The 25,758-nt window shown below is 31.0% G+C and carries 24 protein-coding genes; 9 read left to right on the forward strand and 15 right to left on the reverse strand.

The window, feature by feature from the left end; genetic code table 11:
* Positions 1-128: 128 nt before the first annotated feature.
* The 8 genes from rodA to JOP69_RS14475 form a co-directional block, all read right to left on the reverse strand.
* The gene (rodA, locus tag JOP69_RS14445) at positions 129-1,409 is read right to left on the reverse strand and encodes a rod shape-determining protein RodA (protein WP_203394937.1); all 1,281 of its coding nucleotides are present in this window, start codon (positions 1,407-1,409) and stop codon (positions 129-131) included.
* Positions 1,390-3,276, reverse strand: a complete 1,887-nt coding sequence (gene mrdA, locus JOP69_RS14450) for a penicillin-binding protein 2 (protein WP_203394936.1) — start codon at positions 3,274-3,276, stop codon at positions 1,390-1,392. Before mrdA ends, rodA begins: the two co-directional genes overlap by 20 nt.
* Positions 3,276-3,779, reverse strand: coding sequence for a rod shape-determining protein MreD (mreD, locus tag JOP69_RS14455; RefSeq protein WP_203394935.1), 504 nt, complete (start codon positions 3,777-3,779; stop codon positions 3,276-3,278). Before mreD ends, mrdA begins: the two co-directional genes overlap by 1 nt.
* Positions 3,772-4,599 (reverse strand): rod shape-determining protein MreC, encoded by an 828-nt coding sequence (gene mreC / locus JOP69_RS14460; RefSeq protein WP_203394934.1) that lies wholly within the window; start codon positions 4,597-4,599, stop codon positions 3,772-3,774. The genes mreD and mreC overlap by 8 nt, the downstream gene beginning before the upstream one ends.
* 19 nt (positions 4,600-4,618) lie before the next feature.
* Positions 4,619-5,647: a rod shape-determining protein gene (locus JOP69_RS14465; protein WP_203394933.1), complete on the reverse strand. Its 1,029-nt coding sequence runs from the start codon at positions 5,645-5,647 to the stop codon at positions 4,619-4,621.
* A gap of 78 nt (positions 5,648-5,725) precedes the next feature.
* Positions 5,726-7,252: a bifunctional phosphoribosylaminoimidazolecarboxamide formyltransferase/IMP cyclohydrolase gene (gene purH / locus JOP69_RS14470; RefSeq protein ID WP_203394932.1), complete on the reverse strand. Its 1,527-nt coding sequence runs from the start codon at positions 7,250-7,252 to the stop codon at positions 5,726-5,728.
* A gap of 134 nt (positions 7,253-7,386) precedes the next feature.
* Positions 7,387-7,515 carry a hypothetical protein gene (locus tag JOP69_RS18755; RefSeq protein ID WP_284041576.1) on the reverse strand — a complete coding sequence of 43 codons (129 nt, stop codon included), beginning with the start codon at positions 7,513-7,515 and terminating at the stop codon, positions 7,387-7,389.
* Between the two features lie 75 nt (positions 7,516-7,590).
* Positions 7,591-8,043: a GAF domain-containing protein gene (locus tag JOP69_RS14475; RefSeq protein ID WP_203394931.1), complete on the reverse strand. Its 453-nt coding sequence runs from the start codon at positions 8,041-8,043 to the stop codon at positions 7,591-7,593.
* A gap of 50 nt (positions 8,044-8,093) precedes the next feature.
* Here JOP69_RS14475 and xrtF point away from each other — a divergent pair, with 50 nt between their 5' ends.
* From xrtF to JOP69_RS14505, 6 genes are all read left to right on the forward strand, one after another.
* The gene (gene xrtF / locus JOP69_RS14480) at positions 8,094-8,630 is read left to right on the forward strand and encodes an exosortase family protein XrtF (RefSeq protein WP_203394930.1); all 537 of its coding nucleotides are present in this window, start codon (positions 8,094-8,096) and stop codon (positions 8,628-8,630) included.
* Entirely contained in the window at positions 8,627-9,058 is a 432-nt protein-coding gene (locus tag JOP69_RS14485; RefSeq protein ID WP_203394929.1) for an exosortase F system-associated protein, read from the forward strand. Before xrtF ends, JOP69_RS14485 begins: the two co-directional genes overlap by 4 nt.
* 44 nt (positions 9,059-9,102) lie before the next feature.
* Positions 9,103-9,501, forward strand: coding sequence for a hypothetical protein (locus JOP69_RS14490; RefSeq protein WP_203394928.1), 399 nt, complete (start codon positions 9,103-9,105; stop codon positions 9,499-9,501).
* A gap of 120 nt (positions 9,502-9,621) precedes the next feature.
* Entirely contained in the window at positions 9,622-11,865 is a 2,244-nt protein-coding gene (locus JOP69_RS14495; protein WP_203394927.1) for a TonB-dependent receptor, read from the forward strand.
* Positions 11,866-11,911: 46 nt separating this feature from the next.
* A complete protein-coding gene (locus tag JOP69_RS14500; RefSeq protein WP_203394926.1) occupies positions 11,912-12,322 on the forward strand; it encodes a heavy-metal-associated domain-containing protein in 411 nt (136 codons plus the stop codon).
* A gap of 23 nt (positions 12,323-12,345) precedes the next feature.
* Positions 12,346-13,278, forward strand: a complete 933-nt coding sequence (locus tag JOP69_RS14505; RefSeq protein ID WP_203394925.1) for a family 16 glycosylhydrolase — start codon at positions 12,346-12,348, stop codon at positions 13,276-13,278.
* 105 nt (positions 13,279-13,383) lie between these two features.
* Here the strand turns inward: JOP69_RS14505 and groL are convergent, their stop codons facing one another.
* The 7 genes from groL to miaB form a co-directional block, all read right to left on the reverse strand.
* On the reverse strand, positions 13,384-15,015 hold the full coding sequence (gene groL / locus JOP69_RS14510) for a chaperonin GroEL (RefSeq protein ID WP_203394924.1): 1,632 nt from the start codon (positions 15,013-15,015) through the stop codon (positions 13,384-13,386).
* A gap of 113 nt (positions 15,016-15,128) precedes the next feature.
* Complete coding sequence (gene groES, locus JOP69_RS14515; protein ID WP_068449432.1) at positions 15,129-15,404, reverse strand: co-chaperone GroES; 276 nt, start codon at positions 15,402-15,404, stop codon at positions 15,129-15,131.
* A 175-nt stretch (positions 15,405-15,579) separates the two neighbouring features.
* On the reverse strand, positions 15,580-15,912 hold the full coding sequence (gene secG, locus JOP69_RS14520) for a preprotein translocase subunit SecG (RefSeq protein ID WP_203394923.1): 333 nt from the start codon (positions 15,910-15,912) through the stop codon (positions 15,580-15,582).
* Positions 15,909-16,682: a tetratricopeptide repeat protein gene (locus JOP69_RS14525; protein ID WP_203394922.1), complete on the reverse strand. Its 774-nt coding sequence runs from the start codon at positions 16,680-16,682 to the stop codon at positions 15,909-15,911. Before JOP69_RS14525 ends, secG begins: the two co-directional genes overlap by 4 nt.
* 66 nt (positions 16,683-16,748) lie before the next feature.
* Positions 16,749-17,255 carry an LptE family protein gene (locus JOP69_RS14530; RefSeq protein ID WP_203394921.1) on the reverse strand — a complete coding sequence of 169 codons (507 nt, stop codon included), beginning with the start codon at positions 17,253-17,255 and terminating at the stop codon, positions 16,749-16,751.
* A gap of 234 nt (positions 17,256-17,489) precedes the next feature.
* Positions 17,490-18,713 (reverse strand): sigma 54-interacting transcriptional regulator, encoded by a 1,224-nt coding sequence (locus tag JOP69_RS14535; RefSeq protein ID WP_203394920.1) that lies wholly within the window; start codon positions 18,711-18,713, stop codon positions 17,490-17,492.
* A gap of 180 nt (positions 18,714-18,893) precedes the next feature.
* Entirely contained in the window at positions 18,894-20,348 is a 1,455-nt protein-coding gene (gene miaB / locus JOP69_RS14540) for a tRNA (N6-isopentenyl adenosine(37)-C2)-methylthiotransferase MiaB (RefSeq protein ID WP_203394919.1), read from the reverse strand.
* 200 nt (positions 20,349-20,548) lie between these two features.
* On the opposite strand from miaB, the gene topA reads away from it, so the two are divergent.
* From topA to gldK, 3 genes are all read left to right on the forward strand, one after another.
* On the forward strand, positions 20,549-23,062 hold the full coding sequence (gene topA / locus JOP69_RS14545) for a type I DNA topoisomerase (protein WP_203394918.1): 2,514 nt from the start codon (positions 20,549-20,551) through the stop codon (positions 23,060-23,062).
* Between the two features lie 36 nt (positions 23,063-23,098).
* On the forward strand, positions 23,099-24,259 hold the full coding sequence (locus JOP69_RS14550; protein ID WP_203394917.1) for a formimidoylglutamase: 1,161 nt from the start codon (positions 23,099-23,101) through the stop codon (positions 24,257-24,259).
* Between the two features lie 105 nt (positions 24,260-24,364).
* Positions 24,365-25,741 carry a gliding motility lipoprotein GldK gene (gene gldK, locus JOP69_RS14555; RefSeq protein WP_203394916.1) on the forward strand — a complete coding sequence of 459 codons (1,377 nt, stop codon included), beginning with the start codon at positions 24,365-24,367 and terminating at the stop codon, positions 25,739-25,741.
* Positions 25,742-25,758: the final 17 nt, after the last annotated feature.

Here is a 25,758-nt window from a genome sequence, read left to right on the forward strand (position 1 = left end):
CCTCTAAATGGTCCTTTAAAAGCATTTTAGAATGCATGCAAACAATTAAAATCAATAAAGGATATATTTAGCTTGATTAGATGATTCTGATTAATAAAGTTTCTTTAAAATAAAGGAATAGATCTATTTTACCAATCGTAGTGTTTATGAGCATCTAACCTTATAAAGATAAAAAGTAAGATGGTAAAACCCCAAAGAGATGACCCCCCATAGCTAAAAAAGGGTAATGGAATTCCTACAGTAGGTAATAGGCCAATAACCATTCCTATGTTTACTAGAACATGAAAAAAGAGAATAGAAGCAACACTATAGCCGTAAATTCGTCCAAATTTATTGTTATGTGTTTCTGCTAAGTATATTATTCTATACATCATCAACATAAAAAGAATAATAACAAAACTACTACCTAAGAATCCCCATTCTTCTCCAACAGTACTAAAAATATAATCTGTGTGTTGCTCTGGTACAAAATCTCCTTTGGTAATATCTCCTTTTAAAAATCCTTTACCCAGCCAACTTCCAGAGCTTATTGTTAATTCAGATTGATAAGAATTATACCCGATATTTGTTTTATCTGTTTTTAAGCCTAATAAAACTTCAAACCGATCTCTATGGTGTTGTTTAAAAACATTATTGTAAACAAGGTTTGTTCCGAATATAAAGAGTGTGGTAATTACGTATAAGCCTAAAACTTTATACCAATTAAAACGAATAAATCTATTACCGCCTTTATAAACGGCATAAATTACACCCAATGTAAGTAATGCTAATAAAAAGAATAAGACAGAAATATAACCGAAGAAGATAGTTGAAATAAAAACAATAATAACCAACGATCCTATAAGTATATAATTTAGAGTTAAACCTTCTCTATTTAACACAAAAAAGAAGGCTAAATAAATTAATGCAGAACCTGCATCTGGCTGTAGTGTAATTAATAGTGCTGGAGTAAAAATAATGATAAAGGCTTTTATCTGGTTTTTAACTAAGTTTAAATTGTATTGTCTATCACTTAATAATTTAGCGACCGCTAAGGCTGTAAAAGCTTTTACAAATTCTGAAGGTTGTAAAGTCATTCCTCCAAAATTAAACCAAGATTTTGCTCCGTTTATTTCTTTTCCAAAAGGGAAAAGAAGTATTAATACAAACAGTGAGATGATGTAAAAAATACTAGAATATTTTTCGTAAAATTTAGAATTAAAAAAAAGGATGATAACAATTAATGGAACGCTTAAACCTATCCAAAGAATTTGTTTTCCATATTTGGTTGAAAAGTCTAAGATTTGATGATTTTCTTCCGTTTTGGAAGCGGCATAAATATTCATCCATCCAAAACCAACAAGGGTAAAGAATAAAAAAACTAAAAGCCAATCGATTTCTGCAAAAATGTTATTCCGTTCCTGTCGCAATTTCTTTAGGTTTTTGGTTTAGTTTAGCATAAATATCTTCTAAACTTAAGTCTAACATTCTTTGCTCTCTATATTTGTCTGCTTTAGATATTTTACCGTTTAAGTATTTTTCTATAAGTAGGCTGGTAATTGGAGCCGCAATTGCAGAACCAAAACCACCATTTTCAACGAAAATAGCTAACGCAATTTTAGGATTTTCTTTAGGGGCAAATGCCACAAGAATTGAATGATCTGGAAGTTGAATTTTTTGACCGTCTATTCTTGCAAAGTTTTCTGCGGTTCCGGTTTTTCCACAAATTTCAATTCCTTTTACTTGATTAAACCTCCCTGTTCCTGTTATAAAAACTTCGCGCATGGCTTCAATTACAGGAGTAAAATACTTTTTATCTATCGTTGTTTTTTTTGCAATTGTATATTTAGGATCTTTAATATGGTTTTTATTTACTTCTTTTAACACGTGAGGTGTAAAGAAATATCCTTTATTGGCAATTGCAGCTGTAAAATTAGCAAGTTGAATAGGGGTTGTTAAAACTTCTCCTTGGCCAATAGCATTGGATATGGTAGTAGAACCATTCCAAGAATATTTATAAATATCATCATAATATTTTCCGGTAGGAATTAATCCAGGACTTCCTGCAGGTAAATCATACCCTAAATAGTCACCTAAACCAAAACTAGCAATGTGGTTATGCCAGGTATCTAAACCTTCTGATGGATTGTTGTCTTTTTCTATAATTCTTTTATAAGTGTTAGAAAAGTAAGTGTTACAAGATCTTGCAATGGCTGCTTTTAGTTGTACTGGCCTTCCCGTAATTCCGCAATGGCATCCCATAAAAGCACCTGCTCTGCTACCGTATCTAAAACCATGATGACATCTAAAACCAGTCTCTTCTGTAATAACACCTTCTTGAAGGCCTATTAAAGCATTCATCATTTTAAAAGGAGAACCAGGAGCGTAAGCTGCTAATAAGCCCCTGTCATAAGAAGGTTTGCTTATGGTGTCATTAAAAAGGATGGTAGAATTTTTAGATCGTTTTCTACCAACCAACATGTTTGGGTTGTAACTAGGGGCGGTTACTAGTGCTAGAATTTCTCCAGTTGAAGGTTCTATGGCTACAATTCCTCCTCTTTTACCAGTCATTAGTTTTTGAGCATAAAGCTGTAGGTCTATATCTAGTGTTAAAGTTAAGTCTTTACCATTTTTTGGTAACGTATCGTATTTACCATTTAGGTAAGACCCTGTAACTTTATTTAAGTTGTTTCTTTGTAGGTATTTTTTCCCTTTAGTCCCTCTTAAGTAATCTTCATATTGTCTTTCAATTCCATCTTTTCCAATTAACTCACCTGGTTGGTAGTAGGCATTTTCTTTTGCTAAAGTTTCATTTACTTCACCAATATAACCAAGTACATTTGCGGCTGCATTAATAGGATATTTTCTAATGATTCTTTTTTGAATAAAAAAACCAGAGTATTTATGTAGTTTTTCTTGAAGAAAAGCAAAATCTTCTTTAGCTAATTGTTTTAAAAAAACAGAAGGTAAATAAGGAGCATAATTGTCTGCTTTCTCTAATCTTTTTAAAAAGTCTTTTTTATTAATTTTTAATAGATTACAAAATTCTATAGTGTCTAACGGTTTTACCTGGTTTGGTTGTACCATAACGTCATAAGAAAGCTGATTGGCAACTAAAAGTTTGCCATTTCTATCATATACATAACCTCTTTCTGGGTAGTTGTATTCAATTTTTACGGCAGAATTATGTATAGGATCATAGTTGCCGCCTCTAATTACTTGTAATTGAAAAAGTCTTCCAATAAAAATAATTCCAATAAGTGTAATTAAAAAATAAAGTAAAAAACTTCTTTGCATTATTCGGTTTTAGTAAAAATATAGGTTCCTAGAAAAAATAAGATCAATGTAAAAACACTTGAATATAATGTGTTAAATAAAACCATTGATAAATTTTGAAAACTAAAATTAGCAAAAGAAAAATAAATAAGATGATGAATTATTGTTAAAGTTACTACATAGTTAAAAACTTTACCAAAAGATTCTGATTTTAAGCTGAAGAAAGGATAATCTGCAGGTATTTTTCTAAAATATGCATTTATAAAAAACAATCTTACATACGCAATAAATAAAGTTGCAAAAGCATGAATACCTCCAGAATTAGAAAAGAAATCAACAAATAAACCTAATAGAAAAGATAAAAAAAGAATAGAAAATCTATTTTCTTTTACAGGATATAAAAATACAAATGCTATATAAAGATAGGGGTTTATATAGCCTAAAAAATTAATATTGTTTAGGACTAAAACTTGCAAAAACAGCAAGAATAAAAAAAATAAAATTTGATTTATACTTTTATTCATTACTTACGGTTTCTAAAGATTGTATTTCCTCTTTATCTAAATTTTTAATGATATAAACATAACCGAGGTTACTCATATCATTAAATAATTTTACATCTACTTTATTGTTGGCTGTGTTTCCTTTATTTATTTTAGAAATGGTTCCAACAGGTATTCCTTCAGGGAAAATAGTAGACTTACCATCAGTTTCAATAGTGTCTCCAATTTTTAAAGGAGCTTGTCTTGGTATATCAGAAAGTTGTACCGTTTTATAATCTAGACCATTCCAGCCTAAAGTACCAAAGTAATTACTGTTTTTTAGCCTTGCGTTTATACCACTATTTTTATTTAAAATAGATTGAACACGGGTATAATTATTTGATGAGCTTTCAGTGATGCCAATAATTCCTTTACTATTAATTACAGCCATTTCTTTATCTATATTTTGGTGTTTACCTTTATTGATAGTTAAAAAATTAAATTGTTTACTGTAACTATTGTTGATGATCTTAGCGTTTGTAAAAGTGTATTTTTGATGATATTTTAAGGAATCTATAATTGTTGAGTCGGTGCTAATACGTAAGGAGTTCTTTTTTTCTAAAAGATTATTTAGACGTGTGTTTTCTTCTGATAAAATTTTATTTTCAGATTTTAACCCTACATATTCCGTTGCATTAGAAATTGTTGAGAAAAAACCACCCGTAATACCATTGGCAGAATTTATAAATTTACTTTTCTGAAAACTAAGGTTATTAAAAGTGAACGTTAGTGCTATTAACGCTAACAATAAAAAAAACAGAAAATACTTAAACTTCTGAAAAAAATAGATAATCTGTTGCATTGTTAGAACTTAAAAGCTACTATTTCATTAATACATTTTTGTATTTTTTTAATTCTTTTAAAGCAGTTCCTGTTCCTCGAACAACCGCTCTTAATGGGTCTTCTGCTACATAAACAGGTAAGTCTGTTTTTCTAGATAAACGCTTATCTAAACCTCTTAACATAGAACCTCCTCCTGCTAAATAAATACCGGTATTGTAGATGTCTGCAGCCAATTCTGGTGGAGTTTTAGATAAAGTTTCCATTACAGCATCTTCAATTCTTAAAATAGATTTGTCTAGTGCTTTTGCAATTTCTCTATAAGAAACTTGTACTTGTTTTGGTTTTCCGCTTAGTAAGTCTCTACCCTGAACCAACATTTCGTCTGGTGGAGTTTCTAAATCTTCTGTTGCGGCACCAATGGTGATTTTTATTTTTTCTGCAGTAGACTCTCCAACATGTAAGTTGTGTTGCGTACGCATATAATACATAATATCATTTGTAAAAAGATCTCCTGCAACTTTTACAGATTGATCACAAACAATACCACCTAAAGCAATAACAGCAATTTCTGTTGTACCACCACCTATATCAATAATCATGTTTCCTTTTGGCTCCATAATGTCTATACCAACACCAATTGCAGCAGCCATAGGCTCATAAATTAAATAGATTTCTTTTGCGTTCATGTGTTTAGCAGAATCACGAACAGCTCGTTTTTCTACTTCTGTAATTCCAGAAGGAATACAGATAACCATTCTTAAAGCAGGTGGAAATAAACGTTTTTTAATAGATGGAATTTGTTTTACAAACTCTTTAATCATCTGTTCTGATGCTTCAAAATCTGCAATAACTCCGTCTTTTAAAGGACGAATTGTTTTAATATTTTCATGGGTTTTTCCTTGCATTAAATTGGCTTCCTTTCCAATTGCAATAATTTCTCCAGTAATCCTATTTCTTGCAACAATCGAAGGACTATCAATAACCACTTTACCGTTGTGAATTATTAAAGTATTTGCGGTTCCTAAATCAATCGCAATATCTTCCGTCATAAAATCGAAAAAACCCATAAAATATATTTGTTGTTTTATTCTTGATGTATTTTTACAAAATTACTAAAATTCTGAGTGTAAAATACATATTAAAAGTTAATGTTTAAAATGTCTTGTACCTGTCATTACCATAGATATATTGTGATCATTACAATAATCTATACTTAACTGGTCTTTAATAGATCCACCAGGTTGAATAACACTTTTTATTCCTGCGTTATCTGCAATTTCTACACAATCAGGGAAAGGGAAAAACGCATCACTTGCCATTACACATCCTTCTAAATTAAAGTTAAAAGAATTTGCTTTTTCAATTGCTTGGTTTAGCGCGTCAACTCTACTAGTTTGTCCTGTTCCTCCAGCTAATAATTGTTTGTTTTTAACAAGTATTATGGTGTTAGATTTTGTGTTTTTACACAATTTAGAAGCAAATAACAAATCATCTAACTCACTTTGAGAAGGTTTATTGTTTGTTACGTACTTTAAATCTGATAATTGATCTGTAATACTGTCTTTATCTTGTACTAAAGAACCATTTAAACAAGTTCTAACAGTTGTTGTTGGTAATGCAACGTCTTTTTGAATTAAAATAATTCTGTTTTTCTTACCTTTTAAAATAGCTAATGCATCATCAGAAAAAGAAGGCGCAATTACAACTTCACAAAATAAAGTATGAATTTTTTCTGCAGTTTCTTTGTCTATTTCTGTATTTGCAATTAAAACACCACCAAAAGCAGAAACTGGGTCTCCAGCTAAAGCATCTGTATAGGCTTGACTAAGTGTTTCTCTTTGTGCAAAACCACAAGCATTATTGTGTTTTAAAATAGCAAAAGTTGGTGTTTCTCCTTTAAATTCTTGAATTAAATTTACAGCAGCATCAACGTCTAATAAATTATTGTAGCTTAATTCTTTACCATGTAATTTATCAAACATTGCTTCTAAGTCTCCAAAGAAATAACCTTTCTGATGAGGATTTTCGCCATAACGTAAAACGTTTGCGTTTTGTTCACTTGCTTTATAAACTATTTCATCTTCGTTAAAGTAGTTAAAAATAGCAGTATCGTAATGAGAAGAAATATTAAATGCTTTTGCAGCTAATTTTTTTCTTTCAGCAATGGTAGTTTCTCCATTTCCTTCAGAAAGAGTATTTAAAAAATCTTCGTATTGATCCATAGAAGAAAGAATAACGGTATCTTTAAAGTTCTTTGCAGCTGCTCTAATTAAAGAGATTCCACCAATATCAATTTTTTCAACAATATCTTGTTCAGCAGCTCCAGAAGCAACTGTTTTTTCAAACGGATATAAATCTACAATTACTAAATCTATTTGTGGAATATTATATTCTGCTAACTCAGCAACATCACTCTCATTATCTTGTCTGTTTAGAATTCCTCCAAAAACTTTAGGGTGTAATGTTTTAACTCTACCACCAAGTATAGATGGGTAAGAAGTAACCTCGTCTACCGGAATTACATTGATTCCTAAATCTTTAATAAATTTTTCTGTACCACCTGTAGAATAGATGGTTACATTTAATTCATTTAATTTTTTTACAACTGGTTCTAGACCATCTTTGTGAAATACCGAAATTAATGCGGATTTAATTGTTTTTGAAGTGCTCATTTAGTGTTGTGTTGTTAAGCGTGCAAATTTAGGTAAAGCAATCTTCTAAGGCAATAAAAGATAGTAACAAAAATAGCAAGTAATTAACAACAAATATTAAATGAAATATTTATAATCAGAAATATAAGAATCAACTATTCTGCATTGTCCAAAAAATCTCTAAACCAAACGATAAAATGATCTAAAATAGATTCGTTTTTTGTGTTGTGGTTAATTGATGAGTTTCTAGAAGAAAATGTAGCTGTTGATTTGTGATTTCTCATTATTTTAAATTTGATAAATATAAATTACATTATATTTATCAAATTTAAGTATAAATTGAATAAAATACAATAAAATTAAAGTATTTCTGATAATTCTTTGCAAATATACTCTAAAAGAGCTTCGTCTTTTGCGGAAAATGTATTTGCGGTATGTGAGTCTATATCAATTTGTCCAATATTTTCTCCATTTACAAAAATGGGTATTACAATTTCAGATTTCACTTTCCATCCACAAGAAATATAATTTTCTTGTGCAGAAACATCTTGTACTATAAAGTTTTCGTTGCTAACAGCTACTTGCCCACAAATCCCTTTACCAAACGGAATAATAGTGTGTTCTGTTTCTTCTCCAGTATATTGCGCTAATTTTAACTCATTTTTATCTCCGTTTTTAAAATAAAAACCTACCCAATCATAATAGGAGATTTCTTTTTCTAGATAATTGCAAATTGCCTGTAGTTTTTCATCTTTTGTGGTGTTCGATGAAATTATTTTGTCTATTTGTGGTTGTAAGATATCAATATTCATTTTGTATATTCGTTCTATAAATTAAGAGCTAAATTAAATTAAAATTTATTGTGAAGAAACATAAAAGCATTATCATTTTTCTGATTAAGTTTTTTGTAACCTACTTTTTATTAGTAACCATTTATAATAGTTACTTACAACATTCTCAAAAAAAAGAAGGTATTTATAAAACAGCCTCCATAACAACAGCTGTAGCAAATCAAACAGTAAAAGTACTTACTTTTTTGGGGTATCATGTAGATGCGGTTCAGCACGATAAAGAAGTATCAGTAAAATTAATAATAGAAGGGAAATATACAGCCAGAGTAATAGAGGGTTGCAATTCTATAAGTTTAATTATTCTATTTATTTCATTCATTATTGCCTTTTCGGGTTCATTTAAAGCTACTTTTTTGTTTGCTGTTTTTGGCAGTGTTTTTATCTATATTGTAAATGTTTTAAGAATTGCATTTCTTACGGTTATGATTTATAAATATCCACACAAGGTTGGTTTTTTGCATGATTTAGTTTTTCCGGCAATTATTTACGGTGCTGTTTTTTTATTGTGGGTTGTGTGGGTTAACAAGTTTTCTAATTTTAAAAGATGAACAAATACATTAAAATAGCGTTAGTTTTAATACTTTTTCTACTACTTTTTGTTGTAAGATCTACTGCATCTAAGTTATTTTATGATCCTTTAGTGCTGTATTTTAAAAATGATTATTTATATAAAAATATTGAGCAAATTGATGTTTGGCGTTTAATGATAAATATGCTGTATCGATATCTATTGAATTCCGTTATAACATTAGGTTTAATCTGGGTTTTGTTTGAAAGAAAAGACTATCTTAAATTTTCTGGATTTTTCTTAATGATAGCATTTATGATTCTTATGGTTGTTTTTGTCTTTTTAGTTAAAGATCAATTTAAAAGTGGTTATTTATTACCTTTTTATATCCGTAGATTTATTATTCATCCGCTATTTTTATTAATATTACTGCCAGCATTTTATTATCAAAAATTGAGTAATAGATAATTTAGCATGAATTTAGAATTTCTTATTGTAAATTTGCAAAAGCAATGAAACAGACTATTTCTAAAATAACATCATTTTTGTTAGCACTTCTAGTGTTGTTTTCTACCTTTTCTTTTACGGTAGAAAAACATTATTGTGGAGATTTTTTAATGGATGTTTCTTTTGTGGGGCATGCTGATGATTGCGGCATGGAAATGCAAAAAGTTGCTAAGAAGAAAAACTGTTGTAAAGATGAAATTCATCACATTAAAGGTCAAGAGGAATTAAGGCAAACTCAAATTGATGATTTTAATCTTGAAAAACAACAATTTCTAGCTGCATTTTATATTTCTTACAATGATTTATTTGTCGATAATAAATCTAAGAAAACCTACTACAAAAACTTTTCTCCACCTGAGATTCCTTTAGATTATCAGATTTTTTACCAATCTTTTTTAATTTGATTTTAATTAAAAAGCGTTTATAGTGATTTTTATCACTTTAAAGGCTTTGAATTTGTTGTTCCCGTGAAAACGGAAATCTTAAAATGCAATATTCAATATTTATTAAAATTAAAACATACAATGAAAAAATATATACTTAGTAGTTTTCTACTATTTATTCCTGTCATACTCTTTTCTCAAACAATATTTAAGGGGATGATTATGGATAAAAATAATCCTAAAGATAATTTAGGTGTTACCGATGTAACTGTACATTGGTTAAATACAAACGTGAGTGCAATTACTAATAAAAAAGGGTGGTTTACTATAGATTACAAACCAGAATATAAAAAATTAGTAGTTAATTATTTAGGCTATAAGACAGATACTTTAACCGTTACAAGTTTAAAGCCTGTGCATCATTTTATTACGCCAGAAGGCGATTTAGATGAAGTAGTTATTAAAAGTAAACGAAATGCAATTCAGAAATCTTTTTTGTCAACAGCAAATATGTTTACCGTTAATTCAGAAGAATTATTAAAAGCTGCTTGTTGCAATTTGGCAGAAAGTTTTGAAACAAATCCTTCTATAGATGTTAGTTTTTCTGATGCTTTAACAGGAACAAAACAAATACAAATGCTGGGTTTAACTAGTCCGTATTTGTTAATTACACAAGAAAACATACCTTCAGTAAGAGGAGCTTCTCAGGTTTTTGGACTCACATTTACTCCAGGTACTTGGGTAGAAAGTATTCAAATTACAAAAGGAGCGGGTTCCGTTGTTAATGGTTATGAAAGTATATCTGGACAAATAAATGCAGAATTGGTAAAACCTTTTTCTGATAATAAATTCTTTGTTAATGCCTATTCTTCTTTAAATGGAAGACTCGAGTTAAATACACATTTTAATCAGAAAGTTTCCGATAAATGGTCTACAGGTGTCTATGTTCATGGAAATTACAGAGGGGAGAAGTTTGATAAAAACAACGATAATTTTTTAGACAATCCGTTAGCAAATCAAATTAATGTAATGAATCGTTGGCAATATACAGATGCCGAAAAAGGTTGGGTAAGTTTTATAAATGTTCGTTATTTAAATGATGAAAAACAAACTGGTCAACTTAATTTTAATCCAGATTTAGATAAAGGAACAACAAATGCTTGGGGAAGTGAAATTGATACAAAGCGTTTTGAAACTTCAGCAAAATTAGGCTATGTTTTTCCAGAATCACCCTATCAAAGTATTGGTTTTCAAATGGCATACAGCAATCATCAACAAGACTCGTATTTTGGTTTAAATGTATATGATATAGAACATGAAAGTGTGTATTCTAATTTAATTTTCAATTCAATTATTGGCGATACTCGAAATAAGTTTAAAACAGGAATTAGTTTTACGTATGATAAATATGATGAGTTGGTAAATATTAATAATTACGATAGAAAAGAAAATTCGTTAGGCGCTTTTTTTGAATATGGTTTTGACAATTTAGATAATTTTAGTTTTACTGCTGGGGTTAGAGTTGATACACACAATTTATTAGGTACTTTTATTACTCCACGTTTGCATTTACGCTACGTTCCTTGGGAGAATAGTGTGGTGAGAATGTCTGCAGGAAGAGGAAAAAGAAGTGCTAATATTTTTGCTGAGAATCAACAGTTATTTGCAAGTTCAAGACAAATAAAAGTTGATGATGCGGGTGGAAATATTTATGGTTTAAATCCAGAAATTGCTTGGAATTATGGAGTTTCTTATATGCAGAAATTCAATCTTTTTAATCAAAAAGGAGATATCACTTTTGATTATTATAGAACAGATTTTAAAAATCAAGTTATCGTAGATTGGGAAAATCCACAGGAAATTTCTTTTTACGATTTAAATGGAAAAAGTATTGCGAATAGTTTTCAAGTAGAAGTGAGTTATAATCTTGTAGATAATTTTAATTTGAGAACTGCCTATAAATATTTTGATATTACTACAGATTATAAAAGTGGAATCTTGCAGAAACCTATTCAACCTAAAAATAGATTTTTTGCAAACCTTTCTTATAAGACTGTTGCAGAAGAAAATGGTTCTCAATGGAAATTTGATGTTACCTTTAATAGTATCGGTAAACAACGTTTGCCAAATACAGCATTTAATCCGGTACAATATCAGTTAGCAACACATTCAGATTCTTATCAATTGTTAAATTCACAAATAACAAAGGTGTTTTCAGATAAGTTTGAAGTGTATGTTGGTGCAGAAAACTTGACGAATGTTCAGCAGAAAAATCCTATTTTAGCTAGTGATGATCCTTTTGGTTCATATTTTGATAGTACCATTGTGTATTCTCCAATTTTTGGAAGAGCATTTTATACAGGATTAAGATTTAAAATAAAATAACCCACCCCGTTGTATTAAGTATTAACTTAAAAAAATTATTATAAAAATGAAAAAATTACTATTCGTATTAAGTTTATGTTTGATTGGTTTTTCAGCACAATCACAAGAAGTAAAAAAGAACAAGAATGCAAAAATTACTTTTAAAGTAGATGGTCTTTGTGGTATGTGTAAAAAGCGTATCGAAACCGCAGCCTTAAAAACAAAAGGAGTAAAGTTTGCCCTTTGGGATGTTAGCTCACATCAATTAAATTTAATTATGGACGAACGTAAAACAGATGTTAAAACTGTTCAGCAAAATATTTTAAAAGTTGGTCATGATGTTTTTGATGAAGATAACAAAAAAGTTGTAGCAACAACAGAAGCATACAACTCTGTACATCCTTGTTGTAAATATAGAGATGAAGAAATTATTTTAGATCATCAGGGTGATTTAAAAAAGCAGAAAAAAAAGAATTAATTTCATAATAATTAAAACGTATAATGAATAAAAGTTTATTGTTTTCTGTGATTGTGCTTATATCTTTTAATACCGTTTCTCAGAAAGTACAACCATTTACTTCTAAAGATGGAGAAAAATGGACATTAAAAGAAGATGTTTCAGATGAGTTTGATGCGCTTAATGTCGATTATAAAAAGTGGCAGAAGAACCCAACGCATGTGCAAACTTGGACCTGGGATAATGAGAAAAACGTAGTTCTTTCAGATGGTAGTTTAAAAATTATTGCCCGTTTTGATGATGAAGGAGCAGATAGACGTTTTTTTGATTCTTGTACTAAAAAATCTACACCAGATTTCGATTTGTATTTTACTTCAGGAATGTTAAAATCATATAAAAAAAGTGTGTATGGTTATTATGAAGCGCGTATTAAAGGAGCGCCATTGTATCCTGGTTTATCGCCTGCTTTTTGGATGTATAGTTCTATAGATGATTCTTTAGTAAAAGAAGGAGAAGTAAGGTATAGTGAAATTGATGTTGTAGAGCTTACGCAAAGAGGAACTAGAGTAGCAGGGAACGAAAGAATAACAGATCATAACTTACATGCCATCGTTTCTAATGGACAAAAAGGAGGGAAGGGACGCGTTTGGATGCGTCCAAATGATGATAAATATAGAGATAAGCAAAGAAATGAGAATCATGCGTCATTCGATCCAAGAGATGATTTTCATATATATGGATGTGAAGTAAATGAAAAGGAAATTATTTGGTTTGTAGATGGAGTAGAAATCGGTAGAAAAGCAAATGAGTTTTGGCACAGGCCAATGAATGTGGCGCTTTCTTTAGGTATTAGAAATCCATATACTATTTTTAAATGTAACGGATTTGCAGTACCGCCAAAACCAAGTTTAGAAGAGCAGAAGAAGTTTCCTTCTGCTATGGAAGTGGATTATGTGAGAGTTTGGGAAAAAAAGTAGTAATAAAATAGAAATAAAAAAATCCGATAGAAATTAATCTATCGGATTTTTTATTGATATAAATGTAATAAGCAAGAGTGAAAACCTGCCCACCAGTGCTACTGGCTACATCATTCCTGGCATTCCACCACCCATTGGAGGCATTCCTGCAGGAGCATCTTCTTTAATATCTACTAAAGCACATTCTGTAGTTAAGATCATTCCGGCAACAGAAGCAGCATTTTCTAATGCAACACGAGTTACTTTCTTAGGATCTATAATTCCTGCTTCTAACATGTCTACGTACGTATCATTTTTAGCGTCATAACCAAAGTCTTTTTTACCTTCTAAAACTTTGTTTAAAACAACAGAACCTTCACCACCAGCATTCTCTACAATAATTCTTAGAGGAGCTTCAATTGCTTTGTTAATAATTTGTACACCTGTAGTTTCGTCTAAATTATCTGTTGTAATTTTTTCTAAAACTCTTTTAGCGCGCACTAAAGCAACACCACCACCGGCAACAATACCTTCTTCAACGGCAGCTCTTGTAGCATGTAAAGCATCATCAACTCTATCTTTCTTTTCTTTCATTTCTACTTCAGAAGCAGCACCAACATATAAAACAGCAACACCACCAGCTAATTTAGCCAAACGCTCTTGTAGTTTCTCTTTGTCGTAGTCAGAAGTTGTAGTTTCAATCTGCGCTTTTATTTGGTTTACTCTTGTTTTAATAGCTTCTGCATTACCAGAACCATTTACAATTGTAGTATTGTCTTTATCTACAGTAATAGTTTCTGCAGTACCTAAAAGATCTAAAGTTGCATTTTCTAATGAAAAACCTCTTTCTTCAGAAATTACAGTTCCGCCAGTTAAAATAGCGATGTCCTCTAACATAGCTTTTCTTCTGTCTCCAAAACCAGGAGCTTTTACAGCAGCAATTTTTAAACCACCACGTAATTTATTCACTACTAAAGTAGCCAATGCTTGTCCGTCTACATCTTCAGCAATGATTAATAAAGGACGTCCAGACTGAGAAACTGGTTCTAAAATTGGAAGAATTTCTTGTAAGTTAGAAATCTTTTTATCAAATAATAAGATATAAGGGTTTTCTAAATCTGCAATCATTTTGTCTGCATCTGTAACAAAATAAGGAGATAAGTAACCTCTGTCAAATTGCATACCTTCTACAACATCAACATATGTTTCCATACCTTTAGCCTCTTCAACAGTAATAACACCTTCTTTACCAACCTTGGCAAAAGCAGTAGCTATTAAATCTCCAATTACTGCATCGTTATTTGCAGAAATAGCGGCAACTTGTTGAATTTTTTCAGAAGAATTACCAACTTTTTTAGCTTGTTTTTCTAAGTCTACAATAATTGCAGCAACCGCTTTGTCAATTCCACGTTTTAAATCCATTGGGTTTGCACCTGCGGCAACGTTTTTTAATCCTTCTTTTACAATTGCTTGTGCAAGAACGGTAGCAGTTGTTGTACCATCACCAGCTAAATCGTTGGTTTTAGAAGCAACTTCTTTTACCATTTGAGCTCCCATGTTTTCAAGCTCATTTTCTAACTCAATTTCTTTTGCTACAGAAACTCCATCTTTAGTAACCGTTGGCGCACCAAAAGATTTAGAAATAATTACGTTTCTTCCTTTTGGTCCTAAAGTTACTTTTACTGCATTTGCTAAAGCATCAACTCCACGTTTTAATCCGTCTCTTGCTTCAATATCAAATTTTATATGTTTTGCCATTGTTTTAAATTTTTATTTTAGCTGTTAGCAGTTTGCCTTTAGCTAAAAATAGTTACTATGAATTTTATTTTTTTGATTTTGCTAAAGGCGAATAGCCAAAAGCAAATAGCTTTTTAAATAATTGCTAAAATATCAGATTCACGCATCATTAAATAATCTTTACCTTCTAGCTTCAAATCAGTTCCACCATACTTACTATATAAAACGGTATCTCCAATTTTTACAGTTAAAGGCTCGTCTACCTTTCCGTTTCCAACGGCAACAACAGTTCCTTGTTGTGGCTTTTCTTTTGCGTTATCAGGTATAATTAATCCAGATGCTGTTTTTGTTTCTGCTGGAGCAGGTTCTACAAGAACTCTGTCTGCTAAAGGTTTAATGTTTAATCCCATTGTTATATTTTTAGATAATTAATTTATTGTATTACTTTCAGTAAATAGTCAGAAATTGTGCCATTACAATAAAACTGACAATTTTTCTTTGATTGATTTTATTGTTAAAATTTAAGCATAAAAAAATGCCAACGTGTCATTTTCGTTGGCATTTTAAGTTATTTCTAACAGGTAGTTATTTTAAACTATCGTTAGTTGCAGGAGTTGTAGTGTTCACAGGAGTTGTAGTTTCAATACCATCTAAAGTATTTTTTAACTCAAAGTTATTCTCTCCGTTTCTTGGAATTGCAAAATTTGCTAATAAAATTAATGCAAACATAGCAATTGCTAAAGTCCAAGTTGTTCTGTCTAAAAAGTTGTTAGTGTTTTGTACACCACCTAAAGATTGTGCTCCACCACCTCCAAAAGAAGAAGATAACCCTCCACCTTTAGGATTTTGTACCATCACGATTAAGATTAATGCAATGGCTACAATCAAAATTAGAATTAAAAATGCTGTGTAACTCATGATTTATTTTTTTGTAAAATTTGTATTCTTTTAATTTGGTCTGCAAAGAAACCACTTTTTTCTGGATATTTCAAACTTAAAATTCTATAAGCTTGTATAGCGTTATCATACTTTTTTTGTTCCAAATAAACTTTAGCTAAAGTTTCCGTCATTAATAATGAGTCTTGACTGTTTTTTGCAACGGGAACTGCTACCATTTTGTCTTTAGATAGAGGCTTAATTTTAGGGTTGTTTTCTATAAAAGTGTTTATTAAATCTTCTTTTTCAGTAGTTTTTTCAACAATTATTTTAGTTTTTCTAATAATTGGTTTTTTTGCAGACAGTTGCAACCATTCTCCAAAAGAATGATCTTCTGTAGCTGAAAATGATATTGGTTTTCCTATTTCTAGTGCTTTTTTTACTTCAATTACTTTTTCTGTGGTTTCAATAGGTTTTTCTATTGGAGTTTCAATAATCTCAGAAGGTATTTTTACTGTTTTTTCTTCCGATATTTTTTCAAATATTTGTTGATGAATATCTGGTTTCTTATTATTGAAGTCGTTTGTAGTAATATAATTGAATAATAAAGTTCTGTCTGTTGTGTAAGCAGCGGTTACTTTTAATTCGTTATTATATTTAAAACTATCCTGATTTTTTAAACCTTTTAAATACAAAACTCTAGCTGCTTGAAAATACGGATACTCTTCAACAACAGTTTTTAATTCAGCAGTTTCCACTTCCTGAACCTGGGTTTTATTTTTTATTAAATCTATAAAAGTAGCTGGTTTCAAATCTTGTTTTTTAATAAACTCTTTTTTTTACTGAATACTGCAACTGAGCACTATCAACTTTTTAAATTACCATTTGGCAACCGAAGCGTTAAAAATATCTTGTGTTAATCGTTCCATAATTTCATCTAAAGCAGCTTCTAAAACTCCACCGGTAAGTTGTGCATCTGCAGCATAATCAGAATAAAAAGAGAATTGTTTTTCAAAATCGTCTTTTTCTACAAGTTTGTTTACAAAACGAACATTCACCGTTATGGTAAGTCTGTTTTGAGCAGCGGTTTGGTCTGCAGTAGCACTCATTGGCGTAATTCTGTAACCGGTAATTTCTCCACTAAAATATAAATCTCCGTTAGAGGTAACTGTTGTTAAGTTGGTTTGTCTTGTAAATAAATCTAACATGTCTTGGGTAAAACGCTGACTTAATGTTGGCTCTACTAAAGATGCTTGATTAGGGAAAAAATCTATTTGTAAGGTTTTTGCATCACCAGTACTTCCTCCTGTAAAAGAGTATGCACCGCAAGCAATAAAAAATAAAGTGCTTAATGAGAATAATGTTATGTAGAGTATTTTTTTCATAATTATAAAAATAGTTTCACTTTAATTTAAAGTTATAAATTTAATATCAAAATTTCTAAAAAAAGAAATCTCTTAATTTAGAAAACAAAAACGATGAAGCTTTATGAGATTTCTCCCTCTGGTCGAAATGACACAACTGCACGTTATTTTTTCGCTTTTATAAAATTTTGATTCTCAAACTGTCCGTGTTTTTTTCAATTAAACAATTCAACTTTTAAACAATTACACATTCTTTTACAAATCGTATTGTTTAATTTTTCTGTATAGAGTTCTTTCGGATATTCCTAGTTCTTTAGCGGCTAACTTGCGTTTATTGCTGTTTTTTTCTAAAGATTTTTTAATCATTTCTACTTCTTTGTCTTGTAAAGATAAAGACTCGTCTTCTTCAATCGTCTCAATAAAATCATAATCTTTTTCTGCGGATGAGTTTTGTGGAATATTCATCACTTCTACATTAGATTTATGAGCATCTTTGTTTTCGTACATCTTTTCAATTAATTGATGATGTTCTTCTTGCACTTCCTCTACGTTACCACTTTTCATTAAGTCTAACGTCAACTTTTTTAAATCGTTGATGTCATTACGCATATCAAATAAAATTTTATACATAATGTCGCGTTCGGTAGAGAAATCATTATCCTTTTTACCGCCTATAATAGCAGGTAAATTGCCGTTATTATTAGGTAAGTATTGTTGCAATTTAAGTCCAGAAATAACTCTTTCTTCTTCAATAACCGAAATTTGTTCTGCTAAGTTTTTTAACTGACGAATGTTTCCTGGAAAACGGTAGTTTAATAACACTTTTACAGCATTTTCATCTAATCGAATAGAAGGCATTCTGTATTTTTGAGCAAAATCTGCAGCAAATTTTCTAAACAATAGATGAATATCTTCATTACGCTCTCTTAAAGCAGGTAAATGAATTTCTACGGTACTTAATCTGTAGTATAAATCTTCTCTAAATTTTTCTTTCTGAATTGCAGATTGCATGTTAACATTCGTTGCTGCTACAATTCTAACATTGGTTTTTATAACTTTAGAAGAACCTACTTTTATAAATTCGCCATTTTCTAAAACACGCAGTAAACGTACTTGTGTTGTTAGAGGTAATTCTCCCACTTCATCTAAAAAGATGGTTCCTCCATCTGCAACTTCAAAATATCCTTTTCTATCTTGTGTTGCTCCTGTAAATGATCCTTTTTCGTGACCAAATAATTCACTATCTATAGTACCTTCTGGAATTGCACCACAGTTTACAGCAATATATTTTGCATGTTTTCTATGTGATAATTGATGCACTATTCTTGGTATATTTTCTTTACCAACTCCACTTTCTCCAGTAACTAATACAGAAATATCTGTAGGCGCAACCCTAAGGGCTTTTTCTAAAGCTCTATTTAAGTGAATATCGTTACCGATAATTCCAAAACGTTGTTTTAATGCTTGTAAGTTTTCCATATAGCCCCTTTTAATTTCCCCCAAGGGAAAAACACTTATTTCTTTTTACTTTTTTTAAGTCAAGAATCTTTTTATTCAAGAAACATTATGTCTTGGTTCTTGTCTCTATCAGTCTTATCTCTCTCTCTTTTTACCCACAGCAGTTTCCTTCCTTTTGGGAAGGATTAAGGATGGGCTGTTTTAATTATTATCAGAATACCCAATAACAGTTCCTTTTAAGGTTGCAGAAGTACAATCTTCTACTTTTACCATTACAAAATCTCCTAATTTATAATCTCCTTTATCAAAAACAGCTACCGTATTTTGGGTATTTCTACCTTTCCACTCATTCGGGTTTTTCTTAGAAGTACCTTCAATTAAAAATTCTTCTACTTTTCCTAAATGTTGTTGCGTTCTGTATAAAGCGTGTTCTTGTTGTAAATCAATAATTTCTTGTAATCTGCGTTTTTTTGTAGCAAAAGGTACATCATCTACCATTTTCTTAGCCGCTAAAGTTCCTGGTCTTTCCGAATAGGTAAACATAAAACCGAAATCGTATTTTACATATTTCATCAAGTCTAAAGTATCTTGATGATCTTCTTCTGTTTCTCCACAAAAACCAACAATCATATCTTGACTTAAAGACATTTCTGGTACAATCTTAAAAATATTATCAATTAAAGTGATGTATTCTTCACGCGTGTGCTGTCTGTTCATGGCTTTTAGCATGTTATTGCTTCCGCTCTGTACAGGTAAATGAAGATATTTACAGATATTTTTATGTTTTGCTATTGCGTGAATCACATCTAAACTAATATCTTGTGGATTAGAAGTGGCAAAACGAAAACGTGTTTTCGGAAACTCTGTAGCACACATATCTAATAATTGTGCAAAATTTACAGCCGTTGCTTGTGCCATTTCAGAGGCTTTGCCAAAATCCTTTTTCAATCCTCCACCAAACCATAAGAAACTATCTACATTCTGACCTAAAAGTGTAATTTCTTTAAAGTTTCTATCTACCATAGATTGAATTTCTTCTATAATACTCTTCGGGTCACGGCTTCTTTCTCGTCCACGTGTAAACGGAACCACACAGAAAGTACACATATTATCACAACCTCTGGTTATAGATACAAATGCAGTAACTCCGTTAGAATTTAAACGAACCGGAGAAATATCTCCGTAGGTTTCTTCTTTAGATAAAATTACATTTACGGCATCTCTACCAGCATTTACTTCTTCTAGTAAGTTTGGTAAATCTTTATAAGCATCTGGCCCAACAACCAAGTCAACAATTTTTTCTTCTTCTAAAAACTTTTCTTTTAAGCGTTCAGCCATACAGCCTAAAACGCCTACTTTCATGTTTTTGTTCACTTGTTTTACAGCATTGTATTTCTGTAATCTCTTACGAACCGTGGTTTCTGCTTTTTCTCTAATAGAGCAGGTGTTTACCAGCACTAAATCTGCTTCTTCTAGAATTTGAGTGGTGTTATAACCTTCTTTGTCTAATATAGCAGCTACAATCTCACTATCATTCATATTCATTTGGCAGCCGTAGCTTTCTATGAATAGTTTTTTAGTGTTATTTTTTTTATTTTCGGTTACAAGAGCTTTCCCTTGTATTTTCTCGTCTATGACTTTTTCTACGTATTCCATCTCTCAATTTATCATTTAAAGGTGAGCAAAGATACAACCAAATTTATATTGTTGTGACAAATTGGCAGAAAAATTAGTAGAGTAATTCTAATATTTTTTTGTTGAAAATTGATGAAATAATTTTTTTTTACAAAAAACTGACTACTTTTGCAACCAAAATAGTACGTTTTTAAAGCGTTTTAGCGACAAAAGAGAGATAAATGGCAAAGAATTTAGTAATTGTAGAGTCACCAGCAAAAGCAAAAACCATCGAAAAATTTCTTGGAAAAGATTTTCAAGTAGAATCTAGTTATGGTCATATTGCAGACTTACCATCCAAAGAATTGGGTATTGATGTAGAAGGAGATTTTAGTCCAAAATATATTATTTCTGATGATAAAAAACCAGTTGTAAAAAAGTTAAAAGCTTTAGCCAAGAAAGCAGACACTGTTTGGTTAGCAAGTGATGAGGATCGAGAGGGTGAGGCAATTGCATGGCATTTAAAAGAGCAATTAGGTTTAGTAGATGCCAATACAAAACGTATTGTATTTCATGAAATAACAAAAAATGCCATTTTAAAAGCAGTTGATAATCCAAGAGATATAGACTATAATATGGTAAATGCACAACAAGCACGTAGAGTTTTAGACAGACTTGTTGGGTATGAATTATCGCCCGTTTTATGGCGTAAAGTTAAAGGAGGTTTGTCTGCAGGTAGAGTACAATCTGTAGCAGTTCGTTTAATTGTAGAAAAAGAAAGAAGCATTCAAGAATTTAATGCAGAAACACATTATAAAGTAGTTGCAGAGTTTTCTAATGTTGAAGGAAAAACGTTTAAAGCAACGATTCCAAAGAATTTTGATACTAAAAAAACAGCTGAAAATTTCTTAAAATCGTGTGCAAATGCAGATTTTTCTATAGCCGAGTTAACCAAAAAACCAGCAAAGAAATCTCCAGCAGCGCCATTTACAACGTCTACGTTACAACAAGAAGCATCTAGAAAATTAGGTTTTCCGGTTGCAAAGACAATGCAAGTAGCACAACGTTTGTATGAAGCAGGTTTAATTACTTATATGAGAACAGATAGTTTAAATTTATCTGTTGATGCAAGAAACGCTGCCGAAGAAGAAATTACTAATTATTACGGTAAAGAATATAGCAAACAACGTGTTTTTAAAACGAAGTCAAAAGGTGCTCAAGAGGCGCACGAGGCGATTCGTCCTACGAACATGAAAATGCATGCTATAGCCACAGAATATGACCAAACGAGATTGTATGATTTAATTTGGAAAAGAACTTTGGCTTCTCAAATGAGTGATGCTCAGTTAGAGAGAACTAATTTTAAGATAGAAAACTCTGAAAATTCAAAAATATTCACTGCAAATGGTGAAATGATAAAATTTGATGGTTTCTTAAAAGTATATTTAGAAGGGAAAGATGATGATGAGGAAGAACAAGCAGGAATGCTACCAACTTTAAAAGTAGGGGAAGCATTAAATTATTCTTTTATAAACGCAACACAGCGTTTTACGAGTCCACCTTACCGATTTACAGAAGCTTCTTTGGTAAAACAATTAGAAGAATTAGGTATTGGTAGACCGTCTACGTACGCGCCAACCATTTCTACAGTTCAAAGAAGGGGTTATGTAGAAAAAGGAGAAGACGAAGGGTTAGAACGAAATTACGAACAAATGATTTTAGTTGATGGAGCTGTAAAAAGTGAAGCATTAACTGAAAAAACAGGTTCTAATAAAAATAAATTAATACCTACGGATATCGGTAATATAGTAAACGACTTTTTGGTTGCTAATTTTTCTAATGTTTTAGATTTTGGTTTTACAGCTAAAGTAGAATCTTCTTTTGATGATATTTCTGAAGGAAATGAAGATTGGATAGAAATGATTAAAGGTTTCTATACAAAGTTTCATGACACGGTGGAAGATGTTAAGGAAAACGCAGAAAGAGAAAGTGGAGAACGTATTTTAGGGAAACATCCAGAAACAGGAAAAACGGTTTTAGTACGTTTAGGTAAATTTGGACCAATTGCACAAATTGGAGCACCAGAAGACGAAGAGAAAGTTTTTGCAAGCTTAAATAAAGATCAGAATTTAGGAACCATCACCTTGGAAGAGGCTTTAGAATTGTTCTTGCTTCCGAAAACGTTAGGAGGTTATGAAGATGAAGAGGTAATTGTATCTAACGGACGTTTTGGTCCTTATATTCGTTTTGGAACCATGTTTGTTTCTTTAGATAAAGGTGAAAATCCAATGGAAGTAGACTTGCCAAGGGCTATAGAATTGATTGTTGCAAAACAAAAAGCAGATGCGCCAATTTATCATTATGAAGATTTACCTGTACAAAAAGGAGTTGGCCGTTTTGGACCTTTCTTAAAATGGAATAATATATTTATCAACGTTAATAAAAAATACGATTTCGATAATCTTACTGACGACGATATTATTGAGTTAATAGAAGTTAAAAAGCAGAAAGAAATAGATAAAGTTTTACATAATTGGGAAGATGTTGGTATTCGTGTTGAAAAAGCACGTTGGGGGCGTTTTAATGTTTTAAAAGGTAAAATTAAGATTGAGTTGCCAAAAACAACAGAGATTGAAAAAATGACCAAAGAAGAAGCGGTTAAAATGATTGAAGCTAAAACTCCGAAGAAAAAAGCAGCAAAGAAAAAAGTTGTAAAAAAGAAAGTCGTAAAAAAGAAAGTGACTAAAAAGAAATAATTGTTTCCTAATACTATAATTGATTTTTAAAAATTGATGAACCAAGACTTTTTAAGCCCAGTAACAGCATCTATTGTAACGTATTTAGAAGAGCAATCTAGTTTGTGTTTAGGTAAAACCTTTAGAATACATACAGAAGAAGAAGGTTTGCCTGATCTAGAGAATGTGCAAATTGCAATTTTAGGAGTTCAAGAAGACAGAAACTCAGAAAATAATTTTGGATGTGGAGAAAATTTACATTTTATCCGAAGAAAATTATACAATTTATTTCCTGGTAATTGGAATACTCAAATTGCAGATTTAGGAAATGTATTAAAAGGAAATTCGGTTACAGATACTTATTTTGCAGTTTCAGAAATTATTACAGAATTATTGAAGAAAAATATTATTCCTGTAATTATTGGAGGAGGTCAAGATTTAACTTATGTAAATTATAGAGCGTATGACGCTTTAGAACAAACCGTTAATATTGCAGCTGTAGATAGTCGTTTCGATTTAGGTCATTTAGATGACGCGTTAACTTCTCAGTCTTATTTAAGTAAAATAATTATGCAAGAACCTAATAACTTGTTTAATTATAGTAATGTAGGTTATCAGACATATTTTAATTCGCAAGAAGAAATACAGTTGTTAGATAATTTGTTTTTTGATGCTTGTAGATTAGGAAAAGCAAAAGAATTAGAAAATATTGAACCCGTTTTTAGAAATGCAGATATTGTTTCTATAGATTTAGGTTCTGTAAGGCAAAGTGAAGCTCCTGCTAATAATAATGCTTCTCCAAATGGTTTTTATGGAGAAGAAATTTGTGCTATTTCTAGGTATGCGGGACTAAGCGATAAGGTATCTTCATTTGGTATTTATGAGTATAATTCTAAGTTAGATAACAATCATCAGACGGCGCACCTAATAGCGCAAATGATTTGGTATTTTATTGAAGGAGTTAATTTTAGAGTAAAAGATTATCCGTTTTCTGGAAAGGAAAATTATCAAAAATTCACTGTTTTATTAGAGGATGATGATCCTTTAACATTTTATAAAAGTAATAAATCTGGAAGATGGTGGATAGAGATAAAAATTTTATCAGATAATAAATACAAAAGACATGCGTTAATACCATGTACATATAATGATTATACAGACGCAACTAAGCAAATTATCCCAGAAAAATGGTATAAAGCGATGCGTAAATTAGTGTAGTAAAAAAAGAATAGAGCATTAGAACGTTAAAAAGCAATTTGCTTATTGTTTTTTAACAAAAAAAATAATAGGTTTACGAACTATATAGTAAAGACATTTTAAAATATGAAGAAAGCAGCAATATTTGCACTTTTAATAGTAGTTTTTTACAGTTGTGGCTCTAATGATAGAGGAGAATTGGTAGGAGTTAAATCGAAGAAAAAATGGTTTTCAGAAAAACCATTTGGTATGGCGTTAATTCCTGGGGGTGCCTTTACAATGGGTAAACAAGATGAAGACCTTATTGGTACAATAAATTCACCAACCAAAACAGTTACTTTAAGACCATATTATATGGACGAGACTGAAATTACGAACAATGAATATAAAGAATTTGTTCAATGGGTTAGGGATTCTGTTGTAAGAACTAGACTTGGTTATCAGCAAGAGTTTGCATCTATGATGGGAACTCCAGATCCAAACGGACAACTTCCTTCTGGTGGTATTAATGATTATGCATTTGCGGTATTAAAAGATACAACTGGAGCCAATGCTTATGAAAAGTACATGTATGATAATTACACGAGTTTAGAATTCGATTCAGATTCTATAAGACCATTAAATTGGGATACAGATATTATTTGGGATAAAGAAGATTTTCCGGATGCAGATTATGTAGAGGTAATGGATACTTTATATGTGCCTAGAGATGAAGCTGTAGATGGGGTTAGATCTTTTAACGTTAAATACTTAAAATATAAATACACTTGGTTTGATAGAGATAATGCTGCAAGAAAAGGTGGTAATAGAAAAGATTTTGTAAAAACTGAAACATTAAATATCTATCCAGATACTACCGTTTGGGTAAAAGATTTTAACTATTCTTATAATGATCCAATGCACCAAGATTATTTTTACCACCAATCTTATGGAGATTATCCGGTTGTTGGGGTAAACTGGGGGCAAGCAACTGCTTTTTGTAATTGGAGAACTAAGAAGAAAAATAATTTCTTAAGAAGTAAGAAAAATTCAACGGGTGTTCCAGATTTTAGATTGCCAACAGAGGCAGAGTGGGAATATGCTGCAAGAGGAGGGTTAGAATTTGCAACCTATCCTTGGGGTACAGGTGGTACTACTACAGATAGAGGGTGCTTTTTAGCAAACTTTAAGCCTGTAAGAGGTGATTATGCGGTAGATGGAGCACTATATACTATGGAAGCAAAATCTTTTAATGCAAATGATTACGGCTTGTATAATATGGCAGGTAATGTTTCTGAATGGACAAATACAGCTTATAACTTATCTTCTTACTATATGGCTTCTACTATGAACCCAAATGTAGAAGATAGAAAAAATAAAAGAAAAATAATTCGTGGTGGTTCATGGAAAGATGTGGCATACTTTTTAGAAGTTAGTTCTAGAGATTATGAATATGCAGATACGGCAAGAAGCTACATTGGTTTTAGAACTGTACAGAACTACATTGGTACAACAAACAAATAATTAAAAAAAAATAACTA

This window comes from Polaribacter sp. Q13, from assembly GCF_016858305.2.
In the GTDB taxonomy this organism is placed as follows: Bacteria; Bacteroidota; Bacteroidia; order Flavobacteriales; family Flavobacteriaceae; genus Polaribacter.